We start from the raw sequence: 17,235 nt of genomic DNA on the forward strand, positions 1-17,235 counted from the left end.
TGCGCGTGTTGCATCCCGGGTGGGGTGCAACACGGCACGGGCGCGGAGCGCTACCTGACCGAGCTGGCCAGCCCGAGGCGGGCCAGCACCTCGCGGGTCGCGCGGGCGAAGTTCAGCGTGATGAAGTGCAGGCAGGGCGCACCCTCGGCGATCAACCGTTCGCTCATCTCGGTGGCGAGCTCGATGCCGATCTCACGAACCGCGGCGCGGTTCTCCTCGGGTCCGTGGCCCGCCGCGCGATCGAGCCGCTCGGCGAGCTCGCGCGGCAGCTGCGATCCGGACAGTTCGACCATCCGCTTGACCGAGCGCAGCGACGTGATCGGCATGATCTCCGGGATGATCGGCTTGGCGCCCTGCTCGGCGTCGTACCGGGACACCCGGTCGCGCAGCCGCAGGTAGTCCTCGACGTCGAAGAACATCTGGGTGATCGAGTACTCGGCCCCGGCACGCAGCTTGGAGACCAGGTACCTGGTGTCGTGGTCGAGGTCCGGCGCGCGGAAATGCCCCTCGGGGAAGGACGCGACACCGACGTGGAAGTCGCCGAGGTCGCGGACCAGCCGGACCAGCTCCTCGGCGTACTCGACGCCCTCGGGATGCCGGACCCACTCGCCGAGCGGGTCGCCCGGCGGATCGCCGCGCAGCACCAGGATGTTGCTGATGCCGCGGTCCGCATAGGCCCCGACCATCGCACGCAGTTCGTCAACGCTGTGGCCGACGGCGGTCAGGTGGGCGACCGGGAGCAGCGTGGTCTCCTCGGCGAGGGCACCGGTGACGCGCACGGTCCGGTCCCTCGTCGAACCGCCCGCCCCATAGGTCATCGAGACGAACGCGGGCTGCATCTGCTCGAACTCGCGGACCGCGCGCCACAGACGCGCCTCCGCATCGGCATCGCGCGGCGGCGAGAACTCCACCGAGAAGGGAATCCGCCCGCCACTCGAACCGATCCGGTCCACGATCGAGGGGGTCTGGGTCACCCAGCCCTCGCTTGACCGTCCCCTGACGGCATCGAATGTCACCCGACAATCATAGTGGCGGGCGATGAGGGCGACTTCGACGGACCACTAGGGTGAGGGAGACGATCACGTTCCCAGGGCAATTTCCCGGGGCAATCACCGAGGAGGACACCCTGTCCGCCCACGCCGCCTCCCCCGAGGCCACCGAGTCGCTGCCCGCCGCCGTCGAGACGGCGCTGCGCGAGTTCTTCGACAGCCGCAGGCCGATGACCGATGCCGTCGCCGGCACGTTCACCGACGCCACGACCGCACTGGAGGCCTTCGTCCTGCGCGGTGGCAAGCGGGTCCGGCCCGCGTTCGCCTGGACCGGCTGGCTGGGCGCGGGCGGCGATCCGAACGGCCCCGACGCCGCCGCGGTGCTGCGGGCCTGCTCCGCGCTCGAGCTTGTCCAGGCCTGCGCCCTCGTGCACGACGACATCATCGACTCCTCCCGCACCCGCAGGGGCTTTCCCACCCTGCACGTCGAGTTCGCCGACCGGCACCGCTCGGGCGGGTGGTCCGGCGAACCGGCGAAGTTCGGTGAATCCGTCGCCATCCTGCTCGGCGACCTCGCGCTGGCATGGGCGGACGACATGGTCCGCGAGTCCGGGGTCGACGCGGCCGCCCAGTCCCGGCTCGGTCCGGTGTGGTCGGCGATGCGCACCGAGGTCCTCGGGGGCCAGTACCTGGACGTGAGCACCGAGGTGACCGCCGACGAGTCGGTGGCCGCTGCGCTGCGGATCAACCGCTACAAGACGGCGGCGTACACGATCGAGCGACCGCTGCACCTGGGTGCCGCCCTCGCCGCGGCCGATCCGGACCTGATCGCCGCCTATCGCGAGTTCGGCACCGACATCGGCATCGCCTTCCAGCTCCGCGACGACCTGCTCGGGGTGTTCGGGGACCCCACGGTCACCGGCAAGCCCTCCGGCGACGACCTGCGCGAGGGCAAGCGGACCGTGCTGTTCGCCGAGGCCCTGCTGCGTGCCGACGCCACCGACCGGGGCACCGCGGACGTGCTGCGTCGCAGCATCGGCACCGACCTCACCGAGGAGCAGGTGCAGCGGCTGCGCGCGATCATCACCGATCTCGGCGCGGTCGACGAGGTCGAGCGCCGCATCGACGAGCTCACCGCCAGGGGCCTGAGCGCCCTCGACACGAGCACCGCGACGGAGACGGCCAAGCAGAGCCTGCGCGCGATGGCGCTGGCCGCCACCCGTCGCACGGCCTGATCGTCGTGAGCCTGCGCACGGTCCCCGGTCGCACCGATCACGTGGTGGTCGTCGGGGCAGGCCTGTCCGGACTGTCGGCGGCGCTGCACCTGCTCTGCAGCGGCCGCACGGTCACCCTCCTCGAACGCGACAGGTCGGTCGGCGGCCGGGTCGGCGTGTACGACGGCCCCGGCTACCAGATCGACAGCGGCGCAACCGTTCTCACCATGCCGGAGCTCGTCGCCGACGCGCTCGCCGCGGTCGGGGCCGACTTCGGGTCGGTGTCCCCGCCGCTGCGCCTGCGCCGGCTCGACCCGGCATATCACGCCCGGTTCGCGGACGGCGGGGCGATCGCCGTGCACTCGGACCCCGACGCGATGGCGGCGGAGGTCGCCCGGGCGTGCGGTCCCGACGAGGCACGCCGGTACCGCCGGCTGCGCTCCTGGCTGGAGCAGATCTTCACGGCCGAGTTCGACCGGTTCATCGACGCGAACTTCGACTCGCCGCTCGACCTGGTCCGCTCGCGCGCGGCCATCGCTGACCTGTCGACCCTGGTCAGGTTCGGCGGCTTCGGCAGGCTGGGGCCGCGGGTCGAGCGGTACCTCCGGGACCCCCGGCTGCAGCGCATCTTCACCTTCCAGTCGCTCTACGCGGGGCTGAGCCCCGCGCGGGCGCTCGGCATCTACGGCGCGATCGCGCACATGGACACCTCAATGGGCGTGTACTTCCCCGACGGCGGCATGCGGGCGATCGCCGAGGCCATGGCCGACGCCTTCACCACCGCGGGCGGCACCCTCGCGCTCGGGACCGAGGTGAGCCGGATCGACTACAGGAACGGTCGCGCGAGGCGGGTGATCACCGCCGACGGATCGGGGTTCGACGTCGACGCGGTTGTCCTGACCGCGGACCTCGGCGGCGGGAGCGCCCTGCTCCCCCGTCGGACCCGGCCGCGCCGGCCGGTCCGGCACTCGCCCTCGGCGGTCGTCGCGCATGGCACCATCCCCGCCTCCGTCGCCGCGCGCTGGCCCGACTCGGGCCACCACACCATCGACTTCGGAAGGGCCTGGGAGCAGACGTTCGCCGAGATCACCGCGCGCCGCGGTCGCGGCAGGCTGATGAGCGACCCGTCCCTGCTGCTCACCCGCCCCGCGGTCACCGACCCGGGGCTGCTGATCGACCGTGACGGCGAACCGCACGAACCGCTGTCGGTGCTGGCACCCTGCCCGAACCTGCACAGCGCCCCGCTCGACTGGGCCGCCCTCGGGCGGCCCTACGTCAGCGAGCTGCTCGTGGAGCTGGAGCGGCGCGGATACGCCGGGATCGCCGACTCGTTCCGGGTCGACCTCATCGACACCCCGCAGACCTGGGCCGATCGCGGGATGTCCGCTGGCACCCCGTTCGCGGCCGCGCACACCTTCGCGCAGACCGGACCGTTCCGGCGGGGGAACCTGGACACCGGAGCCGAGAACGTGGTGCTCGCCGGGTCGGGCACCACGCCTGGGGTCGGGGTGCCGACCGTGCTCGTCTCCGGGAAGCTGGCCGCCCAGCGGATCGCGGGCGAACTGCGGGCCAGGTCACAAACACACGCCGCGGGATCAAGGCGTTTCCCGCTGCAGAACACCGAGCCACTAAACTGACCAGCTGTCCACGCATTCCGCAGACGGGCCATGCCCGGCCGGACCGCGCTCAACGCACAGCCATGGGGGAAGATCCGCACCGATGACGTCCCCACTCTCCGCTGCTGACAGGCAAATCGGCGACAGCCACGACCGGGCCAAGGACGCCGGGCGTCTCCGCGCGGTCGCCGGGTTCGCGCGCAGCGAGGCGGGGCACGCCGCGATCCTCGGGTTGGTCGGCGCATCGATGATCACCTTCGGCGGTTTCGGCTCGGGCAGCGTTCGGCGCGAGGATCCGCTCCTGGAGGCGCTGCACCTGTCCTGGCTGCGCTTCGGGCACGGACTGATCCTGTCGACGATCCTCGTGTGGGTCGGCGTACTGCTGATGATCGCGGCGTGGGTGCGACTCGGCCGCTGCACGCTCCGCGGCACGACCACGCTGCACGAGCTGCGCTGGGTGGTCCCGGCGTGGACGGCCCCGCTGCTGTTGTCGGTGCCCATGTTCAGCCGGGATGCGTACTCGTACCTGGCACAGGGCGCGCTGCTGCGCGACGGCTTCGACCCGTACGCGGTCGGCCCTGTGGTCAACCCTGGCATCCTGCTCGACAACGTGAGCAACGTCTGGACCACCACCACCGCGCCGTACGGACCGGTGTCGCTGCTGCTCGGTCAGGGCATCACCTCGATCACCGGGGACAACGTGATCGCCGGGACCATGATGCTGCGGCTGACCATGCTGCCCGGCCTGGCGCTGATGGTGTGGGCGCTGCCGCGGCTGGCCCGTCAGCTGGGCGGCAACCCCGCGATCGCGCTGTGGCTGGCGGTGCTCAACCCGCTTGTCCTGATCCACCTGATCGGCGGCGTGCACAACGAGCTGCTGATGGTCGGCCTGATGGTCGCAGGCGTGACGCTGGCGCTCGACCGCAAGCACGCGGCCGGAATCGCGATCGTCACCCTCGGCGTCGCGGTCAAGGCGATGGCTGGAATCGCACTGCCGTTCATCGTGTGGATCTGGATGTACCACGAACGCGAGAAGGCCAAGGCCGAAGGTCGTGAGCCTGCCGCCCCGTTCGCCCTGTTCGCCCGCACCGCGGGCGCCGGTTTCGCGATCTTCGCCGCCGTGTTCGCCGTCTGTTCGGCGGTCGCCGGCGTCGGCATCGGATGGCTGACCGCGCTGCAGGGTTCGGCGAAGATCATCAACTGGCTCTCGCTGCCGACGATGCTGGCGCACTTCGTCACCGTCGGCACCTCCCCGTTCGCCGACCTGCGGCTGGCCCCTGTGCTCGAGGTGACCCGGATGCTGTGCGCGATCGCGTTGATCGCGATCCTGCTGACGGTGTGGTGGCGGTTCCGCAGCACGCCCAGGCAGGCCGTGCTCGGCATCCTGGTCGCGTTGGTCGCGATCGTCGTGCTCTCCCCCGCCGCGTTGCCCTGGTACTACTCGTGGCCGCTGGCGATCGCGGCGGGCTTCGCGATGTCCACCACCACCCTGATGATCCTGGTCGGCCTGTCCACCTGGCTGATGCTCGTCTTCCAGCCCGACGGCTCGATCGGGCTGTACACCCTCGTCCACGTACTGCTCGCGACCTTCGCGGCGGTCGTCGCGGCCAAGTCGCTGGTGACCGTCGATCCGCTGCGGCTGCGCTCAGCGCCTGCCGTCGCCGACACCTGGGACACCCACCAGGACGCGGCCCCCGTCCGGGACTGAGATGACGACACTGGACGACCGCACGGCGGCGAGCGATCTCGGAGCCGCCTACCGATACTGCGAGGGGCTGACGGCCGAGCACGGCCGCAGCTACGCGCTCGCGACCCGGTTGCTACCCGAACACCGTAGGCCCGCCGTGTACGCGTTGTACGGGTTCGCCCGCACCGTGGACGACCTCGTCGACATCGACGCGCCCGGTGGCCGTCCGGCCTGCGACTGCCTGGTCGAACTCGACAGGATCGAATCCGAGCTGACGGCCGCCGTCGCGGGCGCCCGTACCGGCGACATCCGGCCGGTCGTGCTCGCGGTCGCCGACACCATCGGCCGGTACTCCATCCCGCTCGAGCACTTCACCGCGTTCCTCGGGTCCATGCGGATGGACCTGCCTGGCGCACCCGGTTTCCGGGCCGTCTACACCTCGATGGACGAGCTCCACCGCTACATGCACGGTTCCGCCGCGGCGATCGGGAAGCAGATGCTGCCGATCCTCGGCACGGTGACCACGCGCGCCGAGGCCGAGCCCGCGGCCGCCGCGCTCGGCGAGGCCTTCCAGCTCACCAACTTCATCCGCGACGTCGGCGAGGACCTCCGGCGTGGACGCATCTACCTGCCGTCGGAGGAGCTGTCCGCGTTCGACGTGGACGGCGACCTCCTGCGCCACTGCCAGTCCACCGGCGCAACGGACCCCCGGGTCAGGCGGGCCCTCGCCCATTTCGTCGCACTGAACCGGTCGGGCTACCGCGATGCCCGGCCGGGACTGGCGATGCTCGATCCGCGGGCACGGCCCGCGATCACCGCCGCGTTCGACCTGTACTCCGCGATCCTCGACGAGATCGAGACGAGCGATTACCTGGTGCTCGACCGCCGGGCCGTTGTGCCGAGGCGGCGTCGTCTGACGCTCGTCGCGCCGCGGCTACTGGAGTCCGCGGTCGCGGCAGCCCGCGGCTAGGGCTTCTCGAGCCGCCTAGAAGGCCATCGCCTGGGCGCGGCGAACCACCTCGCGCGCGAGGTGGGTGTGCAGCGCGGCGACAGGCGCACCCGGCAGGGTCTCGTCCTCGGTGAACAGCCAGCGCAGGATCTCCTCCTCGCCGTAGCCGCCGTCGCGCAGCACCACGAGCAGACCGGACAGGAGCCGAACCACCTCGCCCTCGTCGGTGAAGAAGGCCGCGGGCACGCCGATGACGCCATCGCGCCGCACCGCGATCAGCTCGCCGTCGCGGAGCATCTGGTGCACCCGGGTGACGACGATTCCGAGCAGTTTGGCCACATCCGCGAGCTGCAGCAGCTCCACCGAGGGATCGAGGACGTCGTCGCTATAAGGGATTGCACTCACACCGGTAACGGTATCGGGTCGGTGCGCGGTACGTCATGGGCGGTCCGCGCACCGCGGCCGCCGCGCCGTCGGCACCGGGCGGGCGGCCCGCTGGCTACCATCGATGCGGACATTGTCGAAACTGCTGCGGTGGATCACCGAGCAGAACAGAAACGGGGTAAGCGCGGGTGGGGCCAGGAGATCAGGCGCTGATCGGCACACTGCTCGACCGCCGCTATCGGGTGGACTCCCCGATCGCGCGCGGCGGGATGTCGATGGTCTACCGCGGCCTCGACATGCGGCTCGACCGGCCGGTCGCGATCAAGGTCATGGACCCGAAGTTCGCGCACGACCCCCAGTTCGTCGCCCGATTCGAGTTCGAGGCCCGCGCGGTGGCCCGGCTGACCCATCCCGGGCTGGTCGCCGTGTACGACCAGGGCGTCGACGGCGAACACGCGTTCCTCGTGATGGAGCTGGTCGCGGGCGGGACGCTGCGCGAGCTGCTGCGCGAGCGCGGCCCGATGCCGCCGCACGCCGCCGCCGCGGTCACCGGACCGGTGCTCGATGCGCTCGCGGTCGCGCACCGCGCCGGCCTGGTCCACCGCGACATCAAGCCGGAGAACGTGCTTATCTCCGACTCGGGCGAGGTCAAGATCGCCGACTTCGGCCTGGTTCGCGCGGTCGCGGGATCCAACGCCACCTCCAGCAGCGTGATCCTCGGTACCGCCGCCTACCTCTCCCCCGAGCAGGTCACCACCGGCAACGCCGACGCCCGCAGCGACGTCTACGCGACCGGTGTGTTGCTGTACGAAATGCTCACCGGCCGAACGCCGTTCACCGGCGACACCTCGCTCTCGATCGCCTATCAGCGAATCAACGCCGACGTGCCGAGCCCGGGTTCCCAGATCCCCGGGGTGCCGCAGGAGTTCGACCAGCTGGTGCTCGAGGCGACCGCCCGTGACCCCGAGGAACGGTTCACCAACGCCGGCGAGATGGCGGCGGCGCTGCGTTCGGTGAGCCACCAGCTGCAGTTGCCCGCCTACCGGGTACCCGCACCGCGACGATCCGCGCAGCACCTCAGCGCGGCCATGCAGGTCGCGGGCGCGCTGCCCCCGCAGGTGCCCGCCGCGGCCGGACGCGACGACGCGACGACGGCACTGGCCTCGGCCGCGCCCACCGCGGTGCACCCAGGCATCCAGCACGCGGGCCCGCAGCCCACCAAGGTGGTCACCGACCTGACCGCGCGCCCGCCGGAGTTCCCGCAGCCGGACCTCGACCCCGCCGCGACGCGGCAGCACCGCCGCGACCCCGCCCAATACGAGTTCCCCGATTTCGCGGCCGAGCGTCAGCGCTCGCGCCGCACGATCATGGTGTGGCTGCTCGTGATCGTGCTGCTCGGGGTCGCGGTCGGATTCGGCGGCTGGTGGATGGGGTCCGGCCGGTACGCGGCGGTGCCCTCCATCGACGGTCTGGACCGCGCGTCTGCGACATCCACGGTCGAGGCCGCTGGGCTGAGCACCGAGATCCGCGGCGAGTACTCGAACAGCGCCCCGGTCGACACCCTGCTCGGCACCGATCCCGCCGCCGGGTCTCGCGTGCCGAAGGAGTCGGTGGTGGCCCTGCTGGTGTCGCTCGGCAGGCCCGCGGTCCCCGAGCTGCCCGCGGCAGGCGATCCGGACCAGGTCGAGCGGGTGCTCCGCGAGCGCACCTTCGTGCCCGTCGAGGGCGGTGAGGCGTTCAGCACCAAGGTACCCACTGGTGGTGTGGCGGCGCTGAAGCCTGGTCCTGGCACCGTGCTCGACGTCGGGTCGCAGGTCCAGATGATCCGGAGCAAGGGTTCGCCGCCGGTCCGGATGCCGGACGTGCGCGGCAAGTCCGCCGATGAGGCCAGGGCCGCGCTGGACGCCGTCGGGATCACCGTCGGCGAGACCAGGGAAGAGTTCGACAGCGGCGTCGACGGCGGCGACGTGATCGGTACCGACCCGTCGACCGGCACCGAGGTCGGGGCCGGATCGAGCGTCACGCTGGTCGTGTCGACCGCCGTGCGGCTCCCCTCGATGCTCGGACGCACGGTCGGCTCCGCCCGCGAGGAACTGACGGGCCTCGGAATGGTGCCGCAGATCAGGCAGGTCACCGACTCCGACCGGTCACTGGTTCTCACCCAGAGCCCGGGACCAGGAACCCGGGTCGAAGCGGGCACCACCGTGTCGCTGGTCGCGGTGCCGTAGCGCGGAAGGCGCCGCCCGACTGTGACTGCGGGCCACCACAATCCGACCGACCTCCGTCGCGCCGCCGATTCGACAATTGCCAATACAAACAACAATGCGATCGGTATGTTCGGTGCCTCGTACAACAGTCGGAGGCAAATTGTTCCGAGCACCGCGCGCCGCGGTCCTGGCGTGCTCGCTGATCGCGTTGATGTCGTCGTTCGGAACGGTTGCGGCAGATGCCGATCCGCTTCCCGAGAACTTCAGCTACTCCGCGGGCTTCGCGAACGAACGGACCAATCCGGGCGGCTCGCTGCCTGGGTCCAACGACTTCGGATGCAAGCCCACCGCAGCCCACCCGCGACCCGTGGTGTTGGTGCACGGAACGGCAGGCGGAGAGCAGATCACCTGGAGTGCCTACGTCCCGATGCTCAAGAACGCCGGATTCTGCGTGTTCAACCTGACCTACGGCGCCATTCCAGGGCCTTGGCCGATATCCGCGGTCGGCGCGATGAATCCGATCGAGAGCAGCGCGCAACAACTCGGGGAGTTCGTCGATCGGGTCCTGACTGCGACGGGGGCTTCGACAGTGGACATCGTGGGTCATTCGCAGGGCACGCTCGTGCCGGAGTACTACGCGAAGGTCCTCGGCGGGCAGTCGACGATCACCAACTACGTGTCCCTGGCTCCCCTGTGGCTGGGAACGAAAGTGTCCGGCGGCGACGGGCTGCCCCTGCTCTTCGAACGGTTGGGGCTTCCGGACACCGCGTTCCCGATCTGTCAGGCATGCGGCCAGTTCGTCGCCGGGTCCGAGTTGATCAACAAGGTCAACGCCGACGGCACCCCCTATCTCAAGGGCATCGAGTACACCAACATCGGCACCCGATACGACGAACAGGTAGTGCCGTACACCCGGGGAATGGTCCCCGGTCTACCCGGCTACGACGTCACCAACATCGTCATCCAGGACGGCTGCGAACAGGACACGTCGGATCACTTCGAGCTCACCGGCACCAAGCGGGCGGCCTACATGGTGCTCAATGCCCTCGACCCGACCAATCCGCGTGAGGTGCCGTGCGGACGAGAGTGAATCGCCGCCTGCGACCGTGACCACTCACCGGCCGGACGCCGCCACGAGCTCCTCGAGGTAGCGGGCGACGCCGTCATCGTCGTTGCCTGCCAGGACCCGGTCGGCGAGCGAGACCACCTCGGGCAGCGCGTTCGACGGGCACAGCGCGGTACCGGCCCACGACAGCATCGGGATGTCGTTGATCCCGTCGCCCACGACCGCGACCTCGTGCGCCTCGATTCCGTCGGCCGCACACAGCTCCGCGAGGGCACTCGCCTTCGAAACCCCTGACGGGGCCATCTCGACGTAGGGCGCGCCCGAATGGGTCAGTTCGACGCCGTCCACACCCGCGGCGACGGCGGCGCGGTACAGCTCCGCACTGGACACCTCGGGGTGCCGCACGACGATCTTCACCATCGGCTCCTCCAGGGCGGGCAGCAGCTCCGAGAGCGACATCTCGTGCGGGTGCCGGTGATGGTCGGCGAACTCGCACAGTGCCGCGTACTCGGGTTCGGCGACGAAACTCGTCGGGCCGACATTCGCGAACACCACACCCGGCATGAGCGTGCGCACGCGGCCCATCGCCGTCGTCGCCGCGGCCGTCGTGATCGAGGTCGTCGCGGTGATGACCGGAGTGCCGTCGGCGAGGTCGAGCACGACCGCCCCGTTGGCGCAGATCGCCTTGCCGCGAAAGCCACACTCGAGCGCGAGTTCGTGGACGGAATGGCGGGCTCGCGCGGTCGCCCACACGATCTCGATCCCGGCCAGGGCCGCCGCCGACATCGCCGCGGCGGTCCGTCGCGAGATGGATCGGTCCGACCGCAGCAGGGTGCCGTCGAGATCAGTGGCGAGGAGTCGAATACCGGTCACTTCCGACATGATGCCAGCCGTGTCCGCGCGGCGCGGCCCGCCATCCGGGCGGACCGCGCCTCGCTCAGTCCTGCGGGCGGAAGACCGCGAACGCGCCGCCCTGCGGGTCCGTCAGGACCGCGAACCGGCCGGTCTCGGGGATGTCGGTGCCCGGCACGTGCACGGCCCCGCCCAGACCCGTCGCCTCCTCGACCGCGGCGTCGACGTCGTCCACGCCGAAGTACAGCGCCCAGTGCGGCGGAATGCCCTCAGGGAAGTCCTCGCCCATCGCCATCATGCCGCCGAAATCCGTGCCGCCCTGACCCCACTGGGTGTATCCGTCGCCCGGCGTGACCGTCCAGCCGAACACGGTGCGGTAGAACTCGATCGCCCCCGCGGTGTCGCGGGTGCGCAGCTCGATCCAACACAGCGCCCCGGTCTCGTTCAGCCGGGCCGCGCCGTGGAACTTGCGGCCCTGCCAGATCGAGATGACCGCACCCGCCGGGTCGGCGAGCACCGCGAATCTGCCCAGATCGAACACGTCCATCGGCTCGGCGATCACCGAACCCCCTGCCGCCGTGGCCGCCCGCGCGGTCGCATCCACGTCGGCCACCGCGATCGAGGCCGTCCACGCGACGGGCTGACCCTCCTGGTAGAGCGGGCTGGCCGCGGCCACCGGGTCCTGCTCGAGCAGCATCATCGTGTAACCACCGGCCTCCGGATTCGGATCCGTTTCCGGCTTCCACCCGAGCAGCGCGCCGTAGAACTCTCCTGCCGCCGCGACATCGGTCGTGCCGAGCTCGGCCCAGCACGGGGTCCCCAGCGTCGGTTCGGTGATCTTCATGATGTGCCCCTCACTGCGATGGTTGGGTACGCGATTCGATCGCCCCAACCGTAACGCCGGCCACCGACACCAATTCGGCGGAACACAACGGCCCGCACCCCTGGTCGGGGTGCGGGCCGTTGTGCGGAATCGGACGGCTCAGCCGCGCAGCATCTCCGCCACGAGGAAGGCCAGCTCGAGGGACTGCTGGGTGTTGAGCCGCGGGTCGCACGCGGTCTCGTAGCGGCCCGACAGGTCCAGGTCGGAGATGTCCTGCGCGCCACCGAGGCACTCGGTGACGTTCTCGCCGGTCAGTTCGACGTGGATGCCGCCCGGGTGGGTGCCGAGTCCGTTGTGCACCTCGAAGAAGCCCTGCACCTCGTCGACGATCCGGTCGAAGTGGCGGGTCTTGTAGCCGGTGGACGCCTCGTGGGTGTTGCCGTGCATCGGGTCGCACTGCCAGATCACCTGGTGACCGGTGGCCTGCACCTTCTCGATGATCGCGGGCAGCAGGTCGCGCACCTTGCCGTTGCCCATCCGCGAGATCAGCGTGAGCCGGCCGGGCTTGTTGGTCGGGTCGAGCCGCTCGACGTACTCGACCGCCATCTCGGGGGTGGTGCTCGGGCCGATCTTGAGGCCGATCGGGTTCGCGAGCAGCTCGGCGAACGCGATGTGCGCGCCGTCGAGCTGGCGGGTCCGGTCGCCGATCCAGAGGAAGTGCGCCGACAGGTCGTACAGCTTCGGGTGGTCGTCGTCGTTGTCGAGCCGCAGCATCGCCCGCTCGTAGTCGAGGACGAGCGCCTCGTGGCTGGCGAAGATCTGTGCGTGGTGCAGGCTCGGGTCGGTGACCCGGCACGCGTTCATGAACTGCAGGCCGCGGTCGATCTCGGCGGCGAGCGCCTCGTACCGGGCACCCGCGGGAGACGAGGCGACGAACTCCCGGTTCCAGTCGTGCACCTTGTGCAGATCGGCCATGCCCGCGCCGGTGAGCGCGCGCACCAGGTTCATCGCCGCGCTGGCGTTCGCGTACGCGCGGACCAGCCGGGAAGGGTCGTGGACCCGCACCGACTCCTCGGCGACGAGTGAGTTCACCATGTCGCCCCGGTACGACTGCAGCCCGAGCGAGTCGATGTTCGACGAACGCGGCTTGGCGTACTGGCCGGCGATCCGCGCGACCTTGACGACCGGCAGGCTCGCCCCGTAGGTGAGCACGACGGCCATCTGCAGCAGGGTGCGGATGTTGCCCTTGATGTGCGGCTCGGTGTTGTCCGCGAACGTCTCCGCGCAGTCACCGCCCTGGAGCAGGAAGGCCTCGCCGCGGGCGACCTCGGCGAGGTTGTTCTGCAGCGCCTCCACCTCGCTCGCGACCGTGATCGGCGGGACGCTCTCGAGCACGGTGCGCATCGCGGCGGCCATGTCCTCGGGCCAGGTCGGCTGCTGGGCGGCAGGCTTGCTCAGCGCCTCGTCGAGCTTCTGGCGCATCGCAGCGGGCAGCGGCGGGAGTTCGGGCAAGCGGTCGATCGGAACATCGACAGTCCAGTTCACCAGTACAGGATATTCGCTCTGCCGATCGCGGTGCGCAAAGGGGCCATTTAGTCAGCGAATCGTGAGCGAAGCGCGGATCGCCTCGTACTTGACCAGGTTGTGCCTGGCGTCGGCCAGCGCATCGTGCGCATCGGCGGGAGCCGACGGCAGCGCGGGCGATCCGCTGTCCTCCCAGTACTGACGCAACTCGCGGGTGAACCGCGGCAGCGAGCGCGGCAGCGCCGTCATGTCCCCCCACAACTGGCAGAGCGCGACGTGGTCATATGCCGCGATCCAGGCCCACAGCTCCGGCGTGACGCCGGGGCGCGGAACCAGGAACTTCAGCAGGTCGTCGCGGATCTGGGCGCGCGAGCGCCACAGCGGCGAGGACGGCTGCGGCAGCTTAGGCAGGACGTTGGCCCGCACCCACTTGCCCGCCTTTGTGGGGTCGAACTCGGTGGAGACGGCGTAGAACTCTCTGCCGTCCTCGGCGGCCACGCCGATCGAAACCAGGTCGATTGTGCGACCATCCTCGATGAACTCGCAGTCGTAGAAGTAGCGCACCCGGGCAGACTATGCCGCCCGGCACTTCCCCACGACCACCGCCCCCGACCCGAAGGACGATTGGTGCCTGGCCAGGATCAGACCGCTCCCCGCGAGCACGTGAGCACCGACACAACGGCAGCCGAAGCGGCGACAGCCGCCGATCGAGAGCCGGATGGTTCGGCGGCCCGAATCCGTCGCGTCGTCGGCGGGCCCGCGGCCCGCGTCGGCATCCTGATCGCCGCGGCCATCGGCGTGATCTACAACCTCGTCGGGTTCCCCGGCCTGCGGCACGTCGGCAGCTACTACCGGATCGACCTCGACGTGTACCGCATCGGCGGCACCGCGCTGGCGAACGGCGTCGCGCTCTACGGTCAGATGCCGCCGACCGCCCTCGGCAAGTCGCTCCCGTTCACCTATCCCCCGCTCGCCGCGATCGTGTTCAGTCCGATGTCCGCGATCAGCCTCGCGGAGGCCAGCACCGCCCTGACCGCGCTCTCGCTGGTGCTGCTCTTCGCGACCGCGGTCGTGACCCTCACCTCCATCGGGGTGCTGCCGGAGCGCACCCTGCTGTGGACGGCCGGGGCTGCGTTCGCCGGTGCGATGGCGCTGGAGCCGGTGTACTCCACCCTCGACTACGGCCAGATCAACATCGTGCTGATGGCCCTGGTCGCCGCCGACTGCCTGCTCAAGAAGACGCCGTGGCCGCGCGGCGCGCTGGTCGGTCTCGTCGCCGCGGTCAAGCTGACGCCCGCGGTGTTCGTGCTCTACTTCCTGCTGCGCAAGGACTTCCGGGCCACCGCGGTCACCGCGGTGAGTTTCCTCGCAGGCACGGCCGTCGGCTTCGCGGTCTCGTTCACCGATTCCAAGCAGTACTGGACCGACACCCTCATCGACTCCAACCGGATCGGCAGGCCCGCCTACCCCGCGAACCAGTCGATCACCGGCATGCTCGCCCGCCTCGGCCTCGACCCCTCGCTGCGCACCCCGCTGTGGATCCTGGCGAGCGCGGTGGTTCTGATCGTCACGGTCCTGGCCGCACGTCGGGCGCTGGCCGCGGGCATCCCTGCGCTCGCGCTCACCATGACCGCGCTGTTCGGACTCCTGGTCTCCCCGGTGTCGTGGTCACACCACTGGGTCTGGGTGGTCCCGACGTTGCTGATCCTGGGGCACCTCGCCTACACGCGGCGCAGCCTCGGCTTGGCGGTGTGGGTCGCAGGTGGTGTGGCTCTGTTCGTGGTGGCCCCGCACTGGCGGCTGGCGCCCGGCCGAACCAGTGGCCTCGGCTGGCCGCTGTGGGATCAGTTCCTTGCCTCGTCGTACGTGTGGTGGGGCCTGGCGACCTTGGTGCTGGTCGCCACGGTCGGCGTCACGGGCAGGGCGAGGCGGATCGCCGCGGACGAGCGGTCGAGGGTGCCCGCCCCTGCCGCCTAGGGCGCGCCTCTCAAATCCATCCGGAGGGATTTGGGAGACGTGGCCTAGCTGGCCCGGGTGTCCGGGATCCGGTCGGCGACGGGCGCCTGCGCGGCCGTCGCCGTCTCGGCGGGCTTGTTCTTGAGCGTGGCCGCGTAGATGTCGACGTACTCCTGACCGGACAGCGCCATCAGCTTGTACATGACCTCGTCGGTGACCGCGCGCTCGACGAAGCGGTTCCCACCCATGCCGTTGAAGCGCGAGAAGTCGATCGGTTCGCCGATCTTGATGACGATCTTCGCGGGACGCGGGAAGCGCGAGCCGATCGGGTTCAGCTTGTCGGTGCCGATCATCGCGACCGGGATGACCGGAACGCCGGACTGCAGCGCCATCCGCGCCATGCCCGTCTTGCCCTTGTACAGCCGGCCGTCCGGGGAGCGGGTGCCCTCGGGGTAGATCCCGAGCAACTTGCCGTCGCCGAGCACCTTCATGCCCGCGTTGAGCGCGTCCTGCGCCGCGTCGGCCCCGGTCCGGTCGATCGGCACCTGGCCGACCGCCGAGAAGAACCACCGCTGGAATCGGCCCTTGAGGCCGGTACCGGTGAAGTACTCGCTCTTGGCCAGGAAGGTGATCCGGCGCGGCGACTTCAGCGGCAGATAGAACGAGTCCATCACGGCCTGGTGATTACTGGCGAGGATCGCGGGACCATTGGTCGGAATGTGTTCGGCGCCTTCGATTGTCGGGCGCCCGAGTACCAGCAGGATCGGTCCGAGAAAGATGTATTTGAACAGCCAGTACCACATGGCGCCCTTCCCGAAGTCATCCGTGCTCACGCTATGTTTCTCGTGTGATGACTGTACTCACGGCCGATGGATGTGGCCACCGGAGGGGCACCCCGGCCACCGGTACGGTCGCGAGCGGTCTCAGGATCCCAGTTCCGTGCGAGCGAGTTCGGCCGCGCCGATCATGCCTGCCGCCTCGCCGAGCTGGGTCGGCCTGATCCGGGCCAACGGGCGGTGCCCGGATCCGGTGATGAGCGTGGCGTAGTGATCGCGCGCGTCGTCGAGGAAGAGCGGAGCCGAACTGGCGACGCCGCCGGCGATCACCACGAGGTCGGGGTCGTAGACATCGCTCACCATCGCGAGCCCGACACCCAACCAGCGCGCGAACTCCGCCATCGTCGCCATCGCCACCTTGTCGCCGTCCTGTGCCGCGCCCGCGACTCGGCGACCGGTCAGGCCCCCCGGGTTCCCGGCCACCTCCCGCGCCAGGATCGTCGACTCGGCGGGATTGGCGGCCAGCAACTCGATCGCGGTGTCCACCAGCGCGGTGCCGCTGCAATAGCGCTCCCAACAGCCGCGTTTGCCGCAGGCGCAGGGCCGTCCACCGGACATCACCTGCACATGACCGAGTTCGGGTGCCACCCCGTGGCTGCCCCGGTAGAGCGCGCCGCCGAGCAGCAGACCCGCGCCGATCCCGGTCCCGATCGACATCATCAACACGTTGTGGCCGCCTGCCGCGGCGCCGAACCGGTACTCCGCCCACGCCGCCGCATTGGCGTCGTGCTCGAGGATGACCGGCATGCCGAGGCGATCGCTGAGGTCGCGCGAGACCGGGGCGTCCACCCACGGCAGGTGCGGCGCGAAACGCACCGTGGACCGGTCAGGGGTGATGAAGCCCGCCACCGCGAGGCCGACCCCGGCGATCTCGTGCCGCGCGCAGAGCTCCCGAACCGCGCGGTCGAGCCCGTCCTCCAGCGCCTGCGCCGACCGCGGGGTCGGTGCCAAGGCCGAGTCCAGCACCTGACCGTCGGCGTCGACCACCGCCGCCCTGATGCTGGTTCCGCCGACGTCGATGCCGATCGTGAGAGCGGTCCGACCGCCGGTGCGCGTGCCCATGGTCACCGATTGTGCTCGACCTGAACCGAGATCGGGACGAACTTCGGGCGAGCACCCTGCGCGTCGGCGC

Annotated in this window: 15 protein-coding genes; 7 read left to right on the forward strand and 8 right to left on the reverse strand. The window is 70.3% G+C overall.

The window, feature by feature from the left end:
* Positions 1-50: 50 nt before the first annotated feature.
* Positions 51-974 (reverse strand): methylenetetrahydrofolate reductase [NAD(P)H], encoded by a 924-nt coding sequence (gene metF, locus RM1_RS12455; protein WP_051637544.1) that lies wholly within the window; start codon positions 972-974, stop codon positions 51-53.
* A 134-nt stretch (positions 975-1,108) separates the two neighbouring features.
* Between metF and RM1_RS12460 the strand changes: the two genes are divergently transcribed.
* From RM1_RS12460 to RM1_RS12475, 4 genes are all read left to right on the forward strand, one after another.
* Positions 1,109-2,224 carry a polyprenyl synthetase family protein gene (locus RM1_RS12460; protein ID WP_072751657.1) on the forward strand — a complete coding sequence of 372 codons (1,116 nt, stop codon included), beginning with the start codon at positions 1,109-1,111 and terminating at the stop codon, positions 2,222-2,224.
* Positions 2,224-3,840, forward strand: coding sequence for a phytoene desaturase family protein (gene crtI, locus RM1_RS12465; RefSeq protein ID WP_072751658.1), 1,617 nt, complete (start codon positions 2,224-2,226; stop codon positions 3,838-3,840). The genes RM1_RS12460 and crtI overlap by 1 nt, the downstream gene beginning before the upstream one ends.
* 82 nt (positions 3,841-3,922) lie before the next feature.
* Positions 3,923-5,527: an alpha-(1->6)-mannopyranosyltransferase A gene (locus tag RM1_RS12470; protein ID WP_072751648.1), complete on the forward strand. Its 1,605-nt coding sequence runs from the start codon at positions 3,923-3,925 to the stop codon at positions 5,525-5,527.
* A gap of 1 nt (position 5,528) precedes the next feature.
* A complete protein-coding gene (locus tag RM1_RS12475; RefSeq protein WP_072751649.1) occupies positions 5,529-6,476 on the forward strand; it encodes a phytoene/squalene synthase family protein in 948 nt (315 codons plus the stop codon).
* Between the two features lie 15 nt (positions 6,477-6,491).
* Here the strand turns inward: RM1_RS12475 and RM1_RS12480 are convergent, their stop codons facing one another.
* Positions 6,492-6,860 carry an Rv2175c family DNA-binding protein gene (locus tag RM1_RS12480; RefSeq protein ID WP_072751650.1) on the reverse strand — a complete coding sequence of 123 codons (369 nt, stop codon included), beginning with the start codon at positions 6,858-6,860 and terminating at the stop codon, positions 6,492-6,494.
* A 167-nt stretch (positions 6,861-7,027) separates the two neighbouring features.
* Here RM1_RS12480 and pknB point away from each other — a divergent pair, with 167 nt between their 5' ends.
* Both pknB and RM1_RS12490 read left to right on the forward strand, forming a co-directional pair.
* Entirely contained in the window at positions 7,028-9,067 is a 2,040-nt protein-coding gene (gene pknB / locus RM1_RS12485; protein WP_072751651.1) for a Stk1 family PASTA domain-containing Ser/Thr kinase, read from the forward strand.
* Positions 9,068-9,257: 190 nt separating this feature from the next.
* Positions 9,258-10,136 carry an esterase/lipase family protein gene (locus RM1_RS12490; RefSeq protein WP_072751659.1) on the forward strand — a complete coding sequence of 293 codons (879 nt, stop codon included), beginning with the start codon at positions 9,258-9,260 and terminating at the stop codon, positions 10,134-10,136.
* 24 nt (positions 10,137-10,160) lie between these two features.
* Here the strand turns inward: RM1_RS12490 and RM1_RS12495 are convergent, their stop codons facing one another.
* The 4 genes from RM1_RS12495 to RM1_RS12510 all read right to left on the reverse strand — a co-directional run bounded on the left by RM1_RS12495 (position 10,161) and on the right by RM1_RS12510 (position 13,875).
* Positions 10,161-10,985, reverse strand: coding sequence for an HAD family hydrolase (locus tag RM1_RS12495; RefSeq protein WP_072751660.1), 825 nt, complete (start codon positions 10,983-10,985; stop codon positions 10,161-10,163).
* A gap of 64 nt (positions 10,986-11,049) precedes the next feature.
* A complete protein-coding gene (locus tag RM1_RS12500; protein ID WP_072751652.1) occupies positions 11,050-11,808 on the reverse strand; it encodes a VOC family protein in 759 nt (252 codons plus the stop codon).
* 138 nt (positions 11,809-11,946) lie between these two features.
* Complete coding sequence (locus RM1_RS12505) at positions 11,947-13,332, reverse strand: class II 3-deoxy-7-phosphoheptulonate synthase (RefSeq protein WP_072751653.1); 1,386 nt, start codon at positions 13,330-13,332, stop codon at positions 11,947-11,949.
* A 51-nt stretch (positions 13,333-13,383) separates the two neighbouring features.
* Positions 13,384-13,875: a polyadenylate-specific 3'-exoribonuclease AS gene (locus RM1_RS12510; RefSeq protein ID WP_027502237.1), complete on the reverse strand. Its 492-nt coding sequence runs from the start codon at positions 13,873-13,875 to the stop codon at positions 13,384-13,386.
* Between the two features lie 171 nt (positions 13,876-14,046).
* Here RM1_RS12510 and RM1_RS12515 point away from each other — a divergent pair, with 171 nt between their 5' ends.
* Positions 14,047-15,288 (forward strand): glycosyltransferase 87 family protein, encoded by a 1,242-nt coding sequence (locus RM1_RS12515; protein WP_083576691.1) that lies wholly within the window; start codon positions 14,047-14,049, stop codon positions 15,286-15,288.
* Between the two features lie 44 nt (positions 15,289-15,332).
* Here the strand turns inward: RM1_RS12515 and RM1_RS12520 are convergent, their stop codons facing one another.
* Both RM1_RS12520 and RM1_RS12525 read right to left on the reverse strand, forming a co-directional pair.
* Positions 15,333-16,070, reverse strand: coding sequence for a lysophospholipid acyltransferase family protein (locus RM1_RS12520; RefSeq protein WP_072751662.1), 738 nt, complete (start codon positions 16,068-16,070; stop codon positions 15,333-15,335).
* A gap of 120 nt (positions 16,071-16,190) precedes the next feature.
* Positions 16,191-17,165: an ROK family protein gene (locus tag RM1_RS12525; RefSeq protein WP_072751654.1), complete on the reverse strand. Its 975-nt coding sequence runs from the start codon at positions 17,163-17,165 to the stop codon at positions 16,191-16,193.
* Positions 17,166-17,235 lie beyond the last annotated feature (70 nt).

Source organism: Rhodococcus maanshanensis NBRC 100610 (genome assembly GCF_001894865.1).
Taxonomy (GTDB): domain Bacteria; phylum Actinomycetota; class Actinomycetes; order Mycobacteriales; family Mycobacteriaceae; genus Rhodococcus_G; species Rhodococcus_G maanshanensis.

What these genes read in the sequence shown, in the direction of transcription:
- RM1_RS12475 (WP_072751649.1), top strand. Translation starts at nt 5,529, where the DNA reads ATGACGACACTGGACGACCGCACGGCGGCGAGCGATCTCGGAGCCGCC.
- RM1_RS12500 (WP_072751652.1), bottom strand. Translation starts at nt 11,808, where the DNA reads ATGAAGATCACCGAACCGACGCTGGGGACCCCGTGCTGGGCCGAGCTC.
- RM1_RS12490 (WP_072751659.1), top strand. Translation starts at nt 9,258, where the DNA reads ATGTCGTCGTTCGGAACGGTTGCGGCAGATGCCGATCCGCTTCCCGAG.
- RM1_RS12525 (WP_072751654.1), bottom strand. Translation starts at nt 17,165, where the DNA reads ATGGGCACGCGCACCGGCGGTCGGACCGCTCTCACGATCGGCATCGAC.
- RM1_RS12520 (WP_072751662.1), bottom strand. Translation starts at nt 16,070, where the DNA reads ATGTGGTACTGGCTGTTCAAATACATCTTTCTCGGACCGATCCTGCTG.
- RM1_RS12470 (WP_072751648.1), top strand. Translation starts at nt 3,923, where the DNA reads ATGACGTCCCCACTCTCCGCTGCTGACAGGCAAATCGGCGACAGCCAC.